Source organism: Kitasatospora sp. NPDC059571, from assembly GCF_042735675.1.
Taxonomy (GTDB): Bacteria; Actinomycetota; Actinomycetes; order Streptomycetales; family Streptomycetaceae; genus Kitasatospora.
Genome location: NZ_JBHWBW010000112.1, coordinates 3,032 through 19,295, shown reverse-complemented (window position 1 = coordinate 19,295; position 16,264 = coordinate 3,032). Strand labels below are relative to the sequence as shown.

The 16,264-nt window shown below is 74.2% G+C and carries 15 protein-coding genes and 1 pseudogene; 12 read left to right on the top strand and 4 right to left on the bottom strand.

What is annotated here, in order from left to right; all coding sequences use genetic code 11:
- Positions 1–1,149: ATP-binding protein (locus tag ACFV0G_RS15570; protein WP_380546871.1), on the top strand; the 1,149-nt coding region annotated here is incomplete at its 5' end.
- Between the two features lie 36 nt (positions 1,150–1,185).
- On the opposite strand, the gene ACFV0G_RS15565 is transcribed toward ACFV0G_RS15570, so the two are convergent.
- Positions 1,186–1,704 carry a GtrA family protein gene (locus tag ACFV0G_RS15565; RefSeq protein WP_380546869.1) on the bottom strand — a complete coding sequence of 173 codons (519 nt, stop codon included), beginning with the start codon at positions 1,702–1,704 and terminating at the stop codon, positions 1,186–1,188.
- Positions 1,705–1,964: 260 nt separating this feature from the next.
- On the opposite strand from ACFV0G_RS15565, the gene ACFV0G_RS15560 reads away from it, so the two are divergent.
- Genes ACFV0G_RS15560 through ACFV0G_RS15545 form a run of 4 tightly spaced genes read left to right on the top strand, consistent with a single transcriptional unit; the run spans position 1,965 to position 5,688 of the window.
- Positions 1,965–3,083, top strand: coding sequence for a 5-(carboxyamino)imidazole ribonucleotide synthase (locus ACFV0G_RS15560; RefSeq protein WP_380546873.1), 1,119 nt, complete (start codon positions 1,965–1,967; stop codon positions 3,081–3,083).
- Positions 3,080–3,613, top strand: a complete 534-nt coding sequence (gene purE / locus ACFV0G_RS15555; protein ID WP_380546867.1) for a 5-(carboxyamino)imidazole ribonucleotide mutase — start codon at positions 3,080–3,082, stop codon at positions 3,611–3,613. The genes ACFV0G_RS15560 and purE overlap by 4 nt, the downstream gene beginning before the upstream one ends.
- 22 nt (positions 3,614–3,635) lie before the next feature.
- Positions 3,636–4,832: a dipeptidase gene (locus ACFV0G_RS15550; RefSeq protein WP_380546865.1), complete on the top strand. Its 1,197-nt coding sequence runs from the start codon at positions 3,636–3,638 to the stop codon at positions 4,830–4,832.
- 28 nt (positions 4,833–4,860) lie between these two features.
- Positions 4,861–5,688: a MerR family transcriptional regulator gene (locus tag ACFV0G_RS15545; protein WP_380546863.1), complete on the top strand. Its 828-nt coding sequence runs from the start codon at positions 4,861–4,863 to the stop codon at positions 5,686–5,688.
- A gap of 22 nt (positions 5,689–5,710) precedes the next feature.
- On the opposite strand, the gene ACFV0G_RS15540 is transcribed toward ACFV0G_RS15545, so the two are convergent.
- Positions 5,711–6,118, bottom strand: a complete 408-nt coding sequence (locus ACFV0G_RS15540) for a CoA-binding protein (RefSeq protein ID WP_380546861.1) — start codon at positions 6,116–6,118, stop codon at positions 5,711–5,713.
- Between the two features lie 28 nt (positions 6,119–6,146).
- Complete coding sequence (locus ACFV0G_RS15535) at positions 6,147–7,490, bottom strand: UDP-glucose dehydrogenase family protein (protein ID WP_380546859.1); 1,344 nt, start codon at positions 7,488–7,490, stop codon at positions 6,147–6,149.
- 208 nt (positions 7,491–7,698) lie between these two features.
- Between ACFV0G_RS15535 and ACFV0G_RS15530 the strand changes: the two genes are divergently transcribed.
- The 6 genes from ACFV0G_RS15530 to ACFV0G_RS15505 all read left to right on the top strand — a co-directional run bounded on the left by ACFV0G_RS15530 (position 7,699) and on the right by ACFV0G_RS15505 (position 14,841).
- Positions 7,699–8,904: an LCP family protein gene (locus ACFV0G_RS15530; RefSeq protein WP_380546857.1), complete on the top strand. Its 1,206-nt coding sequence runs from the start codon at positions 7,699–7,701 to the stop codon at positions 8,902–8,904.
- Between the two features lie 96 nt (positions 8,905–9,000).
- Positions 9,001–10,164 (top strand): acyl-CoA dehydrogenase family protein, encoded by a 1,164-nt coding sequence (locus ACFV0G_RS15525; protein WP_380546855.1) that lies wholly within the window; start codon positions 9,001–9,003, stop codon positions 10,162–10,164.
- 47 nt (positions 10,165–10,211) lie between these two features.
- Positions 10,212–10,997 (top strand): electron transfer flavoprotein subunit beta/FixA family protein, encoded by a 786-nt coding sequence (locus ACFV0G_RS15520; RefSeq protein ID WP_380546853.1) that lies wholly within the window; start codon positions 10,212–10,214, stop codon positions 10,995–10,997.
- A gap of 44 nt (positions 10,998–11,041) precedes the next feature.
- Positions 11,042–12,004 carry an electron transfer flavoprotein subunit alpha/FixB family protein gene (locus ACFV0G_RS15515; protein WP_380546851.1) on the top strand — a complete coding sequence of 321 codons (963 nt, stop codon included), beginning with the start codon at positions 11,042–11,044 and terminating at the stop codon, positions 12,002–12,004.
- 147 nt (positions 12,005–12,151) lie between these two features.
- A complete protein-coding gene (locus ACFV0G_RS15510; protein WP_380546849.1) occupies positions 12,152–13,570 on the top strand; it encodes an acyl-CoA synthetase in 1,419 nt (472 codons plus the stop codon).
- Positions 13,571–13,782: 212 nt separating this feature from the next.
- The gene (locus ACFV0G_RS15505; protein WP_380546847.1) at positions 13,783–14,841 is read left to right on the top strand and encodes an NUDIX domain-containing protein; all 1,059 of its coding nucleotides are present in this window, start codon (positions 13,783–13,785) and stop codon (positions 14,839–14,841) included.
- A gap of 32 nt (positions 14,842–14,873) precedes the next feature.
- Here the strand turns inward: ACFV0G_RS15505 and ACFV0G_RS15500 are convergent, their stop codons facing one another.
- A complete protein-coding gene (locus ACFV0G_RS15500) occupies positions 14,874–15,974 on the bottom strand; it encodes a DUF5937 family protein (RefSeq protein WP_380546845.1) in 1,101 nt (366 codons plus the stop codon).
- Between the two features lie 100 nt (positions 15,975–16,074).
- Here ACFV0G_RS15500 and ACFV0G_RS15495 point away from each other — a divergent pair.
- Positions 16,075–16,264 (top strand): annotated as a pseudogene (locus ACFV0G_RS15495) (hypothetical protein); the annotation flags it as partial.

Genomic DNA, 16,264 nt, shown 5'->3' with positions numbered 1-16,264 from the left:
CCCCCCCCCCCCGGGGCCCCCCCCGGCGCCCCCCCCGCGGCGGGGCGCGCCCAGGGCGGGGGGGAGACCGGGCGCGCCGGGGGGGCGCGGGTCACCGGTGAGAAGTTCGCCGCCCAGGTGCCCGAGGGCTCGTTCGTCACCGTCCGGATCCCGGGCCAGCCGGAGATCGCGGCCGGCCGGCCGGTGACCGGTGCGGCGATCACCGCCACCGAGGACGGCGCCAACGGCGAGAGCGTCACCGTCGTGCAGTCCCGGGCCGACGTCGACCACGAGATCGCCAACATGCTGCTGCTGCTCGGCGTGGTGGCGCTGCTCGCCGTCCAGGCCGCGGTGGCGCTCGCGGTCTGGCAGGCCCGCCGCCTGGCCCGGCCGCTCACTGAACTCGCGGAGACCGCCGAGCGCCTCGGCTCCGGCGACCCCCGCCCCCGCGACCGCCGCTACGGCGTCCCCGAACTCGACCGGATCGCCGAGGTGCTGGACGTCAGCGCCGAGCGCATCGCCCGGATGCTGACCGCCGAGCGGCGGCTCGCCGCCGACGCCTCGCACCAGCTCCGCACCCCGCTCACCGCGCTCTCCATGCGCCTGGAGGAGATCACCGCGCTCGCCGAGGAGCCCGACACCGTCAAGGAGGAGGCCAGCATCGCCCTCCAGCAGGTCGAACGGCTCACCGACGTCGTCCAGCGGCTGCTCACCAACCAGCGCGACCCCACCAGCCCGACCGCGGTCGCCTTCGAGCTGGACGAGGTGATCAAGCAGCAGGTCGAGGAGTGGGGCCCGTCCATGAGGGACAGCGGGCGGCGGCTGCTGATCGAGGGGCTGCGCGGAACGGCCGTGCTCGGCACGCCCGGCACGGTCGCCCAGGTGCTGGCCACCCTGATCGAGAACTCGCTGATGCACGGCGCCGGCGACATCACGCTCCGGGTGCGCCGGACCGGCTCCTCGGTGGTCGCGGAAGTTCAGGACGAGGGCCAGGGCGTCCCGCCCGAGCTCGGCAACCGGGTCTTCGAGCGGGCGGTCAGCGGCCGCAACTCGACCGGCATCGGCCTCGCGGTCGCCCGCGACCTCGCGGAGGCCGACGGCGGCCGGCTCGAACTGCTCTCGCTGCGGCCGCCGGTGTTCGCGCTCTTCCTCAACAGCCAGGTGCGCTGACGGCCTCCTGCGCGGTGCGCAGGAGGCGTCGGCCGGCTACTTCGCCAGCTCGCGCTCCTCCGAGGCGAGCAGCAGCTCCGCCTCGGCGACGACCTCGGGCTCGGCGAGCTCCGGCATCGCCTTGAACACCCAGGTGCGGTACGAGATGAAGCGGAAGACCGTGCCGACCGCCAGGCCGACCACCTTGGCCGCGACCTGCTCGAGGTGCGTGTCCAGGCCCAGCACGTAGACGGAGCAGGCGAGGACGCCGGTCTCGATCAGCATGCCGATGCCGCTGAACACCAGGAAGAGCGTGATCTCGCGCTTGCGGGAGGCCGCGTCGCGGTCCTTGTACAGCCAGTACCGGTAGCCGAGGTAGTTGGTGGCGATGGCCACCAGGGTCGCCGCGATGTTGGAGCGCAGCGAGGCGAGGCCCAGGCCGTTGATGCAGATCCAGAAGACCGCGAAGTTGACGGCGACGCCGCTCAGTCCGACGATGCCGAACTTCACCACCTCCCCGGACAGGCCGCGGACCCGCTGCTCCAGGGACGGCTTTGTATCGGTGGAGGTAGTCATCCGGGTGTCTCCTGGGGCGTGCGGGGGAGGACTGGAGCGAGCCCGCGCGGGCGCAGCGCGAACGGGCGCCTCGTGTACGCACGTGCGCGTGCAGTGCCACGCGGAGGCCCGGACACTCAGGCTACTCGCTCCCAAAGGGCCCCTTCGTGCCCAGGGGCATCACCGCCGTCCCGGGCACCGCCTGTGCACCGGCTCCGACCGGCCCGGATATCCTGGGCAGCGTGACTTTCGCGGGCAATGCAAAATTTCCAGTGGTGGGCATGATCGGCGGCGGGCAGCTTGCCCGCATGGCGCACCAGGCGGGCATCCCGCTCGGCATCCGTTTCAGGCTCCTCGCCGACACCCCCCAGGACTCCGCCGCACAGGTGGTCGCCGACACCGTGCTCGGCGACTACCGGGACTTGGAGACGCTGCGCCGTTTCGCGTCCGGCTGCGACGTGGTCACCTTCGACCACGAGCACGTCCCCACCGAGCACCTGCGCGCGCTGCAGGCCGACGGCATCGCCGTCCGGCCGGGGCCGGATGCGCTGGTGAACGCCCAGGACAAGGGCGTGATGCGGGCGAAGCTGGACTCGATCGGCGTGCCCTGCCCGCGCCACCGGATCGTCGCCGACCCAGCCGACGTCACCGCCTTCGCCGCCGAGGGCGACGGGTACCCGGTCGTGCTGAAGACCGTGCGCGGCGGCTACGACGGCAAGGGCGTCTGGGTGGTCGGCGACGAGGCCGAGGCGGCCGCGCCGTTCCTGGCCGGCGTCCCGGTGCTGGCCGAGGAGAAGGTCGACTTCCTGCGCGAGCTGGCCGCCAACGTGGTCCGCTCGCCCAGCGGCCAGGCGGTCGCCTACCCGGTGGTGGAGAGCGTCCAGGAGAACGGCGTCTGCGCCGAGGTCACCGCGCCCGCCCCCGACCTCGCCCCGGAACTCGCCGCCGAGGCCCAGGCGCTGGCCCTGCGGATCGCCGGCGACCTCGACATCACCGGCCACCTCGCGGTCGAGCTGTTCCAGACCCGCGACGGCCGGATCCTGGTCAACGAGCTGGCCATGCGCCCGCACAACTCCGGCCACTGGACCCAGGACGGCGCGGTCACCTCGCAGTTCGAGAACCACCTGCGGGCCGTCCTCGACCTGCCGCTGGGCGACCCCCGCCCGCGCGCGAAGTGGACGGTCATGGTCAACGTGCTCGGCGGCGACTACCCGGACATGTACCACGCCTTCCTGCACTGCATGGCCCGCGACCCGGGCCTGAAGATCCACATGTACGGCAAGGACGTGAAGCCCGGTCGCAAGGTCGGCCACGTCAACGTCGTCGGGGACGACCTCGACGACGTCCGCGAGCGCGCCCGCCACGCGGCCGCCTACCTGCGAGGAACGATCACCGAATGACAGACTCCACGGCTCCCGTCGTCGGCATCGTCATGGGCTCCGACTCCGACTGGCCGGTGATGGAGGCCGCCGCGCAGGCCCTCGACGAGTTCGAGATCCCGTACGAGGTGGACGTCGTCTCCGCGCACCGGATGCCCCGCGAGATGGTCGCCTACGGCGAGCAGGCGCACGCCCGCGGCCTGAAGGCGATCATCGCGGGCGCCGGCGGTGCCGCCCACCTGCCGGGCATGCTGGCCTCGGTCACGCCGCTGCCGGTGATCGGCGTCCCGGTGCCGCTGCGCTACCTGGACGGCATGGACAGCCTGATGTCGATCGTCCAGATGCCGGCCGGCGTCCCGGTCGCCACCGTGTCGATCGCCGGGGCCCGCAACGCGGGCCTGCTCGCGGTGCGGATCCTCGCCGCGTTCGACCCGGACCTCACCGAGCGCATGGTCGACTTCCAGGCCGACCTCAACGCCCAGGCCACCGAGAAGGGCAAGAAGCTGCGCGCCAAGGTCGCCGGCACCGCCTCGTTCGGCTTCGGCAAGTAGTACCGCGCGGTAGAACAGGGGGATGACCCCTGATCTGCTCGACCGTGCCCGCGCCGTGCTCCGTGCCGCCCCCGTGGTGGACGGGCACAACGACCTCCCGTGGGCGATGCGCGCCCAGGCCGGCTACGACCTGGACGCCATCGACCTCGCCGCCGACCAGCGCGGCCGCCTGCACACCGACCTCGGCCGGCTCCGCGCCGGCGGGGTCGGTGCGCAGTTCTGGTCGGTGTACGTGCGCAGCGACTACGCCGGGGACCTGGCGGTCAGCGCCACCCTGGAGCAGATCGACTTCGTGCACGCGCTGACCGCGCGCTACCCCGGGGCACTGCGCCTGGCGCTCACCGCGGACGACATGGAGGCGGCCCGCGCCGAGGGCCGGATCGCCTCGCTGATGGGCGCCGAGGGCGGCCACTCGATCAACTCCTCGCTGGCCACCCTGCGGGCGCTGTACACGCTCGGCGTGCGCTACCTGACGCTCACCCACAACGACAACGTGCCGTGGGCGGACTCCGCCACCGACGAGCCGGCCGCCGGGGGCCTGACCGCCTTCGGCGAGGAGGTCGTCCGGGAGATGAACCGGCTGGGCATGCTGGTCGACCTCTCGCACGTCTCCGCGGACACCATGCGGGCGGCGCTGCGGGTCTCCGAGGCGCCGGTCATCTTCTCGCACTCCTCCGCGCGCGCCGTCTGCGACCACCCGCGCAACGTCCCGGACGACGTGCTCGGCCTCCTCGCGGCCAACGGCGGGGTCGCAATGGCCACCTTCGTGCCGAAGTTCGTGCTGCCCGCCGCGATCGACTGGACGCTGGCCGCCGACGAGAACATGCGCGAGCACGGCTTCCACCCGCTGGACACCGCCCCCGACGCGATGGCCTGCCAGCGCGCGTACGAGGCCGCGCACCCCCGCCCGGCGGCGACCGCGGCCACCGTCGCCGACCACCTGGACCACATGCGGGAGGTGGCCGGGATCGACCACATCGGCATCGGCGGCGACTTCGACGGCACCGCGTTCGTGCCGACCGACCTCGACGACGTCGCCGGCTACCCGAACCTGATCGCCGAACTGCTCGGCCGCGGCTGGTCCGAGGCCGACCTCGCAAAGCTGACCTGGCACAACGCGGTCCGGGCGCTGCGCGGTGCCGAGGCCGCGGCCCGCCGGCTGCAGGCCGTCCGCGCACCGTCCATCGCCACCGTCGAGGAGTTGGACGGCCGGGCTTGACCTTCCCCCTGGGGCAGAGCGGAGTGTGATGGGCGTGGAGGACGAAGCACTGCTCGGCATCGGGGTGTTCGCCCGCCGCGCCCGGCTCTCGCCGAAGGCGTTGCGGCTGTACGACCGGCAGGGCCTGCTGCCCCCGGACCGGGTCGACCCGGTCACCGGCTACCGGTACTACCGGGAGGACCGGTTGGCGCAGGCCCGGCTGATCGTCCGGCTGCGGGGCCTCGACATGCCGCTGGCCGTCGTCGCCGAGGTCCTGGCGGCGCCCGGACCGCGGGCGGCCGAGCTGGTGGGCGCGTACTGGGACGGCGTCGAGCGCCGGGTGGCGGCGCAGCGCGAGCTGGCTGCGCACCTCCGCATCCGACTGTCGGGAGGCGAAGGGAGTTTGGAGATGTACGAGATCGAGCAGCGCGAGGTGCCGGAGCAGCTGGTGCTCACCGAGCAGCGGCACGTGCGGCCGGAGGACCTGCCGGTGTGGATCCCGGAGGCGTGCGACCGGCTGGCCGAGGCCGCCAAGGCCTACGGCGGGGTGTCGGGGGCGCCGTTCGCGGTCTACCACGGCGAGGTCGACGAGGACGGTGACGGCCCGGTCGAGGTCTGCGTGCCGATCGGCCCGGGGCACTCCGGGGCGGTGGCGCACGCGCACCGTACCGAGCCGGCCCACCGCGAGGCGTACACCACGATCACCAAGGCGCAGGTGGCGTACCCGCAGATCCTGTCGGCCTACGACGCGGTGTTCGAGTGGGCCAAGGCCGAGGAGCGCACGGTCGTCTCGGCGCCCCGCGAGGTGTACTTCGCGGACTGGGCCGCCGCCGGCGACGGCGACCCGGTCTGCGACATCGCGGTGCCGCTGGCCTGACCGGCCGGATCCGGGAGGAGGCCTACAGCAGCGGCAGCTCGATGGCGGGGCACTTGTCCATCACCATGTCGAGCCCTGCCGCCGTGGTGCGGGCGTAGGCGTCCTCGTCCACCACGTCGAGCTGGAACCAGACCGCCTTGGCGCCCACCCCCACGGCCTGGTCGGCGATGTCGCCGGCCAGGCCGCTGTTCACGAACACGTCGACCACGTCGACCGGGAACGGGATGTCGGCGAGCGTGGCGTAGCCCTGCTCGCCGAGCACGGTCTCGGCCCGCGGGTGGACCGGCACCACTCGCTTGCCCGCCCGCTGGAGCACCCGGGCGACGCCGTACGCCGCCCGCCGGGTGTTGGTGGACAGGCCGACCACCGCCCAGGTGTCACCGTCGTCCTGGAGGATCCTGCGGACCGTCGCGTCGTCTCCGTACGTCATGCCGGGGAGAACCGGTCCGCGGCCGCGGTCATTCCGCGCCGGGCCGGCCCATCGCCCGGTAGGCCCAGCCGGCCGCCCGCCAGGCGCCGGCGTCGAGGACGTTGCGGCCGTCCAGGATGCGCCGCTCGGCGACCAGCGCGCCGACCTCCGCCGGGTCGAGCTCGCGGAACTCCTGCCACTCCGTCAGGTGCAGCACCACGTGGGCGCCCTGAACGGCCTCCAGCGCGGAGTCCGCGTACGACAGGCTCGGGAACATCTTCCGGGCGTTGTCCATCGCCTTCGGGTCGTAGACGGTGACCTGGGCGCCCTGGAGCTGGATCTGGCCCGCGACGTTGAGCGCGGGGGAGTCGCGGATGTCGTCCGAGTTGGGCTTGAAGGCGGCGCCGAGCACCGCGACCCGGCGGCCGAGGAAGCCCCCGCCGCACTGCTCGCGGGCGAGCTCCACCATCCGCGAGCGGCGCCGCATGTTGATGGAGTCGACCTCCCGCAGGAAGGTCAGCGCTTGGTCCGCGCCCAGCTCGCCGGCGCGCGCCATGAACGCCCGGATGTCCTTGGGCAGGCAGCCGCCGCCGAAGCCGAGGCCGGCGTTGAGGAACTTGCCGCCGATCCGCTCGTCGTAGGAGAGCGCCTTGGACAGCTGCACCACGTCGGCGCCGGCCGACTCGCAGACCTCGGCCATCGCGTTGATGAACGAGATCTTGGTGGCCAGGAAGGAGTTGGCGGCGGCCTTGACCAGCTCGGCGGTCGCGAAGTCGGTGACCACGAACGGGACGCCCCGGGAGACCGGGGTCGCGTACACCTCGCGCAGCAGCTGCTCGGCGCGCTCGCTGCGCACGCCGACCACCAGCCGGTCCGGGTGCAGGGTGTCGCCGACGGCGAAGCCCTCGCGCAGGAACTCCGGGTTCCAGGCGAGCTCGGCCTGCTCGCCGACCGGGGCCAGCGCGGCGAGCCGCTCGGCCAGCCGGCCCGCGCTGCCGACCGGCACGGTCGACTTGCCGACCACCAGGGTCGGCCGGGTGAGGTGGACGGCCAGCGAGTCGAGCGCGCTGTCGACATAGCTCATGTCGGCGGCGAACTCGCCCTTCTTCTGCGGGGTGTTGGTGCAGATGAAGTGGACGTCGCCGAACTCGGCCACCTCCTCCCAGGAGGTGGTGAAGCGCAGCCGGCCGGTGGAGCCCTCGTGCCCGGGGACGTGCTTGACCAGGAGGTCGGCCAGCCCCGGCTCGTACATCGGGACCCGGCCCGCGGCGAGCGACGCGATCTTCTCCGGGTCGATGTCGAGGCCGAGCACCTCGAAACCGAGCTCGGCCATGCAGGCGGCGTGCGTCGCGCCGAGGTAACCGGTGCCGATCACCGTGATGCGGAGGGCCACGCGCTTCCCCTTCAGTCCAGGTTGCCGGGCCGCTCGGGGTACGGGCGGCCGCAGGCACCGATGGTAGCCGGGCCCGGCCGTGCCGCGAACCCGCCGCAGGGGCGCGCGAGGGGCGCACGGCGCCGCCGGCGGTCACGGCGGGGTTGCAGCTGGGGCCCGAATTCCAGACCGGGGCCCGCACGGCCGTGCGGGGGGGCAGAATGCGCGCATGGCAGCGAGGGAGCGCGCGGAGTCGGGCGGGGAACACCAGGAATCGTTGAGCCTCTTCGAGCGCGTCCCCGGGCCCCGGTCCGGCGATGCGCCGGACGGCACGGAACCCCCGGAGCCCCCGGACGACGACGGCGGGGCGGCCGAGGGGCCGGACGACGGCGCGGGCGAGGCCCGGCGCCGCCGGCGGACCCGCCGGGTGCTGGTCGGAACGCTCTCGGTGCTGCTGGTCCTGGTGCTCGGCGTGCTCGGCGCCGCGTACTGGACGGTGGACCACTACGCGTCATCGGTGACCCGGATCCCGAACGCCTTCCCGACCGCGCCCGCCTCCGCCCAGCCCACCGCCGTCCCGAACTCCGGCACGACGTTCCTGCTGGTCGGCCTGGACGCCCGGTCCGACGTGCCGACCACCGGCAAGGGCGCCAAGGCGCCCGCCTGGAAGGCCGGCGCACAGCGCAGCGACACCATGATGCTGCTGCACATCTCCGCGGACCGGAAGAGCGCCGCGATCGTCTCGATCGCGCGCGACACCTGGGTGGACGTCCCCGGCCACGGCAAGGCGAAGATCAACGCCGCCTACTCCTGGGGCGGGCCGGCGCTGATGGTGGAGACCGTGCAGGACCTCACCCGGATCCGGGTCGACCACATCGCGGTGATCGACTGGAACGGCTTCCGGGCCCTGACCGACGCGGTCGGCGGTGTGGACATCACCATCCCGCAGACCATCGAGGCGCGCGGCGAGGCCCGCCAGTGGGACGCCGGCACCCACCACATGAGCGGCGCCGAGGCGCTGCTGTACGTCCGGGAACGCTACGGCCTGCCCAACGGCGACCTCGACCGGACGAAGCGGCAGCAGAACTTCCTGCGGGCGCTGATGCTGCAGACCATGAACGGCGGGACGCTCGGCAACCCGTCCCGGCTGACCGGTCTGCTCACCTCGGTCGGCGACGTGGTCAGCGTGGACGACCGGCTGAGCAACAGCGACCTCTACGACCTGGCCTGGAGCCTGCGCGACCTGCGCCCGGACGGCGTGCACTTCATGAACGCGCCGTTCGGCGGCTTCGACACCGTCGGCGGCCAGTCCGTGGTGCTGCTCGACGACGCGGCCGCCGGCACGCTCTGGGACGCCGTCCGCAACGACCGGATGGACGACTACCTCGCCCAGCACCGGACCACCAGCGACACCCTGGGCGAGACCGTCCGCTGAGCCGCCGCCGCACCGGTCCGCGGCGGCGGGCGTGCCCTAGAATGACCCGCGCAACAGCTACTTAACGGTAATTAACACGGTCGAGGAGCGGGACACATGGCGGGCAACTCCGGAGCGGACTTCGACCTCTTCCGGCTCGGCGAGGAGCACGACATGCTCCGCGAGGCGGTGCGCTCGCTGGCCGAGGCGAAGATCGCGCCGTTCGCGGCCGAGGTGGACGAGCTGGGCCGTTTCCCGCAGGAGGCGCTGGACGCCCTGCAGGGCAACGACCTGCACGCGGTGCACGTGCCGGAGGAGTACGGCGGCTCGGGCGCGGACGCGCTGGCCACCGTGATCGTGATCGAGGAGGTCGCCCGGGTCTGCGCCTCGTCCTCGCTGATCCCGGCGGTCAACAAGCTCGGCTCGCTGCCCGTCCAGCTCTCCGGCTCCGAGGAGCTCAAGGCCAGGTACCTGGGCGCGCTCGCCCGCGGCGAGGGCATGTTCTCCTACTGCCTGTCCGAGCCCGAGGCCGGCTCGGACGCGGCCGGCATGAAGACCCGCGCGGTCCGCGACGGCGACTCCTGGGTCCTCAACGGCGTCAAGCGGTGGATCACCAACGCCGGCGTCTCCGAGTTCTACACCGTCATGGCGGTCACCGACCCCGACCTGCGCTCCAAGGGCATCTCCGCCTTCGTGGTCGAGAAGGGCGACGAGGGCGTGTCCTTCGGCGCGCCGGAGAAGAAGCTCGGCATCAAGGGCTCGCCGACCCGCGAGGTCTACTTCGACAACGTGCGGATCCCCGCCAACCGCATGATCGGCGCCGAGGGCACCGGCTTCGCCACCGCGATGAAGACCCTCGACCACACCCGGGTCACCATCGCCGCCCAGGCGATCGGCATCGCCCAGGGCGCCCTCGACTACGCCAAGGGCTACGTCAAGGAGCGCAAGCAGTTCGGCAAGGCCATCGCCGAGTTCCAGGGCATCCAGTTCATGCTCGCCGACATGGCGATGAAGCTGGAGGCCGCCCGCCAGCTCACCTACGCCGCCGCCGCGAAGTCCCAGCGCACCGACGGCGACCTGACGTTCTTCGGCGCCGCCGCCAAGTGCTTCGCCTCCGACGTCGCGATGGAGATCACCACCGACGCCGTCCAGCTCCTCGGCGGCTACGGCTACACCCGCGACTACCCGGTCGAGCGCATGATGCGCGACGCCAAGATCACCCAGATCTACGAGGGCACCAACCAGGTCCAGCGCATCGTCATGGCCCGCAACCTGCCCTGATCACGCGCCACCCCGACTGAACACACCAACGGAAAGGAGCAGACACCATGACCCTGAGGATCGCTGTCTGCGTGAAGTACGTGCCCGACGCGACCGGTGACCGTCGCTTCGCGGACGACACCACCACCGACCGGGAGGGCGTGGACGGCCTCCTGTCGGAGCTGGACGAGTACGGCGTGGAGCAGGCGCTGCGGATCGCGGAGGCGTCCGGGGACGCCGAGGTGACCGTGCTGACGGTCGGCCCGGACGACGCGAAGGACGCGCTGCGCAAGGCCCTGTCGATGGGCGCGGACAAGGCCGTGCACGTCAACGACGACGACATCCACGGCTCCGACGTGATCGGCACCTCCGCGATCATCGCGAAGGCCCTGGAGAAGACCGGCTTCGACCTCGTCGTGTGCGGCATGGCCTCCACCGACGGCACCATGGGCGTCCTGCCCGCCCTCCTCGCCGAGCGCCTCGCCCTCCCGCAGGCCACCCTCCTCTCCGAGGTCTCCGTCGAGAACGGCGTGGTCAAGGGCCGCCGCGACGGCGACGCCGCCACCGAGCTCGTCGAGGCCCCGCTGCCCGCCGTCGTCTCGGTCACCGACCAGTCCGGCGAGGCCCGCTACCCCTCCTTCAAGGGCATCATGGCCGCGAAGAAGAAGCCCGTCGCCTCCCTCGACCTCGACGACCTCGACATCGACGCCGACACCGTCGGCCTGGCCGGCTCCTGGACCAAGGTCGCCGACGTCACCGCCCGCCCGGCCCGCACCGCCGGCACCGTCGTCAAGGACGAGGGCGAGGGCGGCAAGCAGCTCGCCGCCTACCTCGCCGACCAGAAGTTCATCTAAGACCCGCCGCACGCGCATCCGACGATCGATCAGGAGCAACAATCATGGCTGAGATCCTGGTTCTCGTGGACCACGCCGACGGCGCGGTCCGCAAGCCGGCCCTCGAACTGCTCACCCTCGCCCGCCGCATCGGCGAGCCCTCCGCCGTCGTCCTCGGCGCCGGCGAGAACACCGCCGCCGTCGCCGCCAAGGCCGCCGAGTACGGCGCCGCCAAGGTCTACACCGCCGACGCCGACGCCTTCACCACCCAGCTCGTCGTCCCCAAGGTCGACGCCCTCACCCAGATCGCCAAGGCCGCCGACGCCGCCGCCGTCCTGGTCACCTCCAGCGGCGAGGGCAAGGAGATCGCCGCCCGCGTCGCCCTGCGCCTGGGCTCCGGCATCATCACCGACGCCATCGACCTCGAGCAGGGCGCGAGCGGCCCCGTCGCCACCCAGTCGGTGTTCGCCGCCTCCTTCCAGGTGAAGTCCACCGTCACCACCGGCGCCCCCGTCATCACCGTCAAGCCGAACGCCGTCGCCCCCGAGCAGGCCCCCGCCGCCGGCACCGTCGAGCAGGTCGAGGTCGCGTTCACCGGCAACGCCGCCACCGTCACCGCCCGCACCCCCCGCGTCTCCTCCGGCCGCCCCGAGCTGACCGAGGCCGCGATCGTCGTCTCCGGCGGCCGCGGCGTCGGCGCCGCCGAGGGCTTCTCCGTCGTCGAGGACCTCGCCGACGCCCTCGGCGCGGCCGTCGGCGCCTCCCGCGCCGCCGTCGACGCCGGCTGGTACCCGCACACCAACCAGGTCGGCCAGACCGGCAAGCAGGTCTCCCCGCAGCTCTACGTCGCCGCGGGCATCTCCGGCGCCATCCAGCACCGCGCCGGCATGCAGACCTCCAAGACCATCGTCGCCATCAACAAGGACCCCGAGGCCCCGATCTTCGAACTCGTCGACTACGGCGTCGTCGGCGACCTCTTCACCGTCCTCCCCCAGCTCACCGCCGAGGTGAAGGCCCGCAAGGGCTGAGCCTCCGTCGGGCGCACGAAGGGCGCGGCTTCCGGGACACCCGGGGGCTGCGCCCTTCGCCGTCCGCCCGCCCCGGTGGCGGGCCCGGCCGCTCCGCCGTGGCCCGCGTCCGCGGGCGCTCGGGCCGGTCCGCGTAGAGTCCGGGGCATGGGACTGCTGACGGCACTTGAGGGCGGATACGGGGACCACGCCGACGCGGTGGTGGTCGACGGGCGGGCGATGTCGTGGGAGGAACTGCTGGGCGCCGCCGGTGCGGTGGCCGAGCGGGTCGCGGGGGCGGACGCCCTGGCGGTGCTGGCCCGGCCGGCCGCCGAGACGGTGGTCGCGGTGGTCGGCGGACTGCTCGCGGGCGTCCCGGTGGTGCCGCTGCCGCCCGACTCGGGGCCCAAGGAGCGGGCCCACATCCTGCGGGACTCCGGCGCCCGGCTGCTGGCCGTGCCGTCCGGCGGTTCGGCGGGTGCCGCGGAGGAGGGCGTCACCGTGCTGCCGGTCGACCCGGCGGCGCGCGGCGGGAGCGGGCGCCACCCGGAGCCCGCGCCGGAGCGCCCCGCGTTCATCCTGTACACCTCGGGCACCACCGGCGCGCCCAAGGGTGCGGTGATCCCGCGGTCGGCCGTGGCGGCCGGACTCGACGGGCTGGCCGCGGCCTGGCAGTGGACCGCCGAGGACACCCTGGTGCACGGCCTGCCGCTGTTCCACGTGCACGGACTGGTGCTCGGCGTGCTCGGCGCCCTGCGGACCGGGAGCAGGCTGGTGCACACCGGCCGCCCCACGCCCGGCGCGTACGCCGGCGCACACGGCAGCCTGTACTTCGGTGTGCCGACCGTCTGGTCGCGGGTCGCCGCCGACCCCGAGGCCGCCCGGGAGCTGAGCGGCGCCCGGCTGCTGGTCTCCGGCAGCGCACCGCTGCCCGTCCCGGTCTTCGAGCGGCTCGCCGCCCTCACCGGGCACGCCCCGATCGAGCGCTACGGCATGACCGAGTCGCTGATCACCGTCTCCACCAGGGCCGACGGCGAACGGCGGCCCGGCAGCGTCGGACTCCCGCTGGACGGCGTCCGCACCCGCCTCGCCGCCGAGGACGGCACGCCGGTGCCGTTCGACGGCGAGAGCGTCGGGGAGCTCCAGGTGGCCGGGGCGACGCTGTTCGCCGGCTACCTGAACCGCCCCGACGCCGATGCCGAGGCCTGGACGGCCGACGGCTGGTTCCGGACCGGCGACGTGGCCGTGGTGGGCCCGGACGGCTTCCACCGGATCGTCGGCCGGGCCTCCGTCGACCTCATCAAGAGCGGCGGCTACAAGATCGGCGCCGGTGAGGTCGAGGCCGCGCTGCGCGACCACCCGGCGGTCGCCGACGCCGCGGTGGTCGGCGTGCCCGACGAGGACCTCGGCCAGGCCGTGGTGGCCTACGTGATCCCGGACGGGCCGGTCAGCGGCGAGCAGCTCACCGCCTTCGTGGCCGAGCGGCTCTCCGGCCACAAGCGGCCCCGGCGGGTCGTGCTGGTCGACGAACTGCCCCGCAACGCCATGGGCAAGGTGCTCAAGAAGCAGCTGCTGGACCTCGGCTGACCCACCGGCCACGGGGGCCCCGCCGGTCCGGCGGGCATGTGCCGGATGGCCGGAGCGCGCCGCCGCGGGCGGCCGCGGCCGGGCCGCGGGGCCCCGCCAGGCTTGGGGACCGGGCCGGTACGGGTACCACCGGTTTGGCGCGGGGCCGTCCGAGGGCCCCCGCCGCCCGGTACGTGGGGTGCCGGGACCGAGCGACTGCAGGGGTAGGCACCGTGATCGTCTGGGTCAATGGCACGTTCGGGGCGGGCAAGACGACCGCCTGTCGGGAACTGGTGGAACTGCTGCCCGGCAGCCTGCTGTACGACCCCGAACTGACCGGCGCCGAGCTGTGCCGGCTGCTGCCCGCCGACCGCCTCGCCCCGGTCGCCGACTTCCAGGACCTGCCGTCCTGGCGGCGGCTGGTGCCCGAGGTCGCCGCGGCGCTGCTCACCGAGATACCCGGCCCGCTCGTGGTGCCGATGACGCTGCTCCGGGAGGACTACCGGGACGAGATATTCGGCGGCCTCGCCGCCCGCGGGATCGCCGTGCACCACCTCGTGCTGGACGCTGAGGAAACGATCCTGCGCGCCCGCATCGAGGCCCGCGAGGAGCACCCGGGCGACGAGGCCGCGAGCGAGGCCGTCCGCACCTGGTGCCGCGACCACCTGCCCGCCTACCGCGCCGCCAGACGCTGGCTCGCCCGCGACGCCCACCTCGTCGACACCGCCCGCCTCACCCCGGCCGGGACGGCCCGGCTGCTGGCCCGGCTGGTCGAGGACGGTACCGCCCGGTGCCCGATCGTGCAGAGCCCCGATCCCACCGGCGACACTGTCGCCGCCGCCGTGCTGCTCTTCGACGAGCAGGACCGCGTGCTGCTGGTCGACCCCGTCTACAAGCCCGGCTGGGAGTTCCCCGGCGGCGTCGTCGAACGCGGCGAGGCGCCCACCGACGCTGCGCTCCGGGAGACCGCCGAGGAGCTCGGCCTCCAGCTGGAGGCCCCCGCGCTGCGCCTGCTCGCCGTCGACTGGGAGCCCCGCACCGGCCCGCGCCGCGGCGGCCTGCGACTGGTCTACGACGGCGGCCGGCTCGGCGCCGACCGACGGCAGGGCCTGCGCCTGCAGGCCGACGAGCTGCGCAGTTGGCGGTTCGTCACCCTGGAGGAGGCCGCCGGGCTGCTCCCCGCGACCCGGCTGCGACGCCTCGCCGCGGCGCTGGACGCCCGTGAGCGCGGCGAGTTGCGGTACCTGGAGGCGGGGCTGCCCGCCGCGGTCGGCGCCGCCACGACCGGCTGACCCGGCGCCGCCGCCCCGGCCGGCCGCCGCGGTCAGCGCAGCACCGCCTCCAGGAGGTCGCCGCCGAGCCGTGCGCTGACCGGCAGGTCCAGCTCGTACAGCACGTAGCGGCCGCGCCGGCGGGTCGTCAGCAGACCCGCCCGGCGCAGCACCGCGAGGTGGCGGGAGACCTCCGGCGCGGTCAGCTGCCAGGCGTCGGCGAGTTCGCCCGTGGTGTGCGGGCCGCGGGCCAGGGTGCGGGCCAGCCGAAGCCGCACGGGGTGGGCCAGCGCCTCCAGCCGCTGCTGGACGACGGCCAGCGGCGGCGCGTCGGCCCCGCCCGCCTCGGCGGCCGGGTACTGGAGTACCGGCTGCCAGCCGTGCGCGTGCACCGCCACCAGGTGGGGGTGGCCGAACGCGGACGGCACGAAGGTCAGCCCACCGGCCGCGGCGGCACTGGCGGTGTTGTCCTGGAGCTTGTCGACGACGATCCGCTCCCGGCCGGTCCCGGCGTCCGCGAGGGCGAGGGAGGGGGAGACCGCGGCGAGGGCCTCGGCGAGCCCGTGGCGGGCCAGCAGGTCGGCCTTGTGCCGGGCGTCGGCGGCGAGCCCCGGCAGCACCCGCCGCCAGGCGTCCGCGAAGAAGGTGCGTTCGCAGTCCTCCAGCAGGCGGCGGACCAGGGCGCGGACGGCCTGCGGGTCGTCGAGCAGCCGCTCGGCGAAGGCCGCCTGCCGGGGGCCGCGGGCCAGGGCCAGTTCGCGGGCCCGGGCGCGGGCCTGCGGATCGGTCAGCGGGGAGCCGGCCGCGCGGTGGGTGAGCCGCGACGAGCCGCAGGTGGTGACCAGGGCGGCGCGCGTCCACTGCTCGTCGTCGATCCGGTCCACGGCGTCCAGCTCCTCGGCGAGGGTCGCCGCGGGCCGGGCCGGGACGAGGAAGTCCGCCCGGGAGGAGCGCCACAGGAAGTCGGCCTCCAGCAGCCGGTCGGCCAGCCCGGCCGGCAGCGCGGCGGTGGTCGCGGTGGCCCAGCCGTGCAGGGCCGGGTGGTGGGCCGGCTCGGCGAGGGCGTGCAGCATCGCGGTCAGCTCGGCCAGCGGGGAGGGCGCGAAGCGCAGCCGCTCGGGCGGCAGGCCGGCGACGTCGATGGTCAGGCTCATGGCGGTGATCCTGTCACCCCTCCGTACGCCGGCCCGCGCCGGTTGACGCAGGCCGTCAATCGGCGGGACTGCCGGGCGCCGGGCGCGCAGCCTGGGCCGCATGACAGCACTTCAGGAGCAGACCCGCCGCCCGGCCCCGGGCCCGGCGACCCCGCCGACCGTAGGCCGCCCGCGGCGCCTGCCGCGGCCGGCCGCGGTCCCCCCCGTCCCCGGCGGCCGCCGGTACCCGCTGGCGCTGCTGGTGGAGCCCCAGGGGGCGGGGCTGGTGCGGCCGGTGGGGCGGGGGGTCG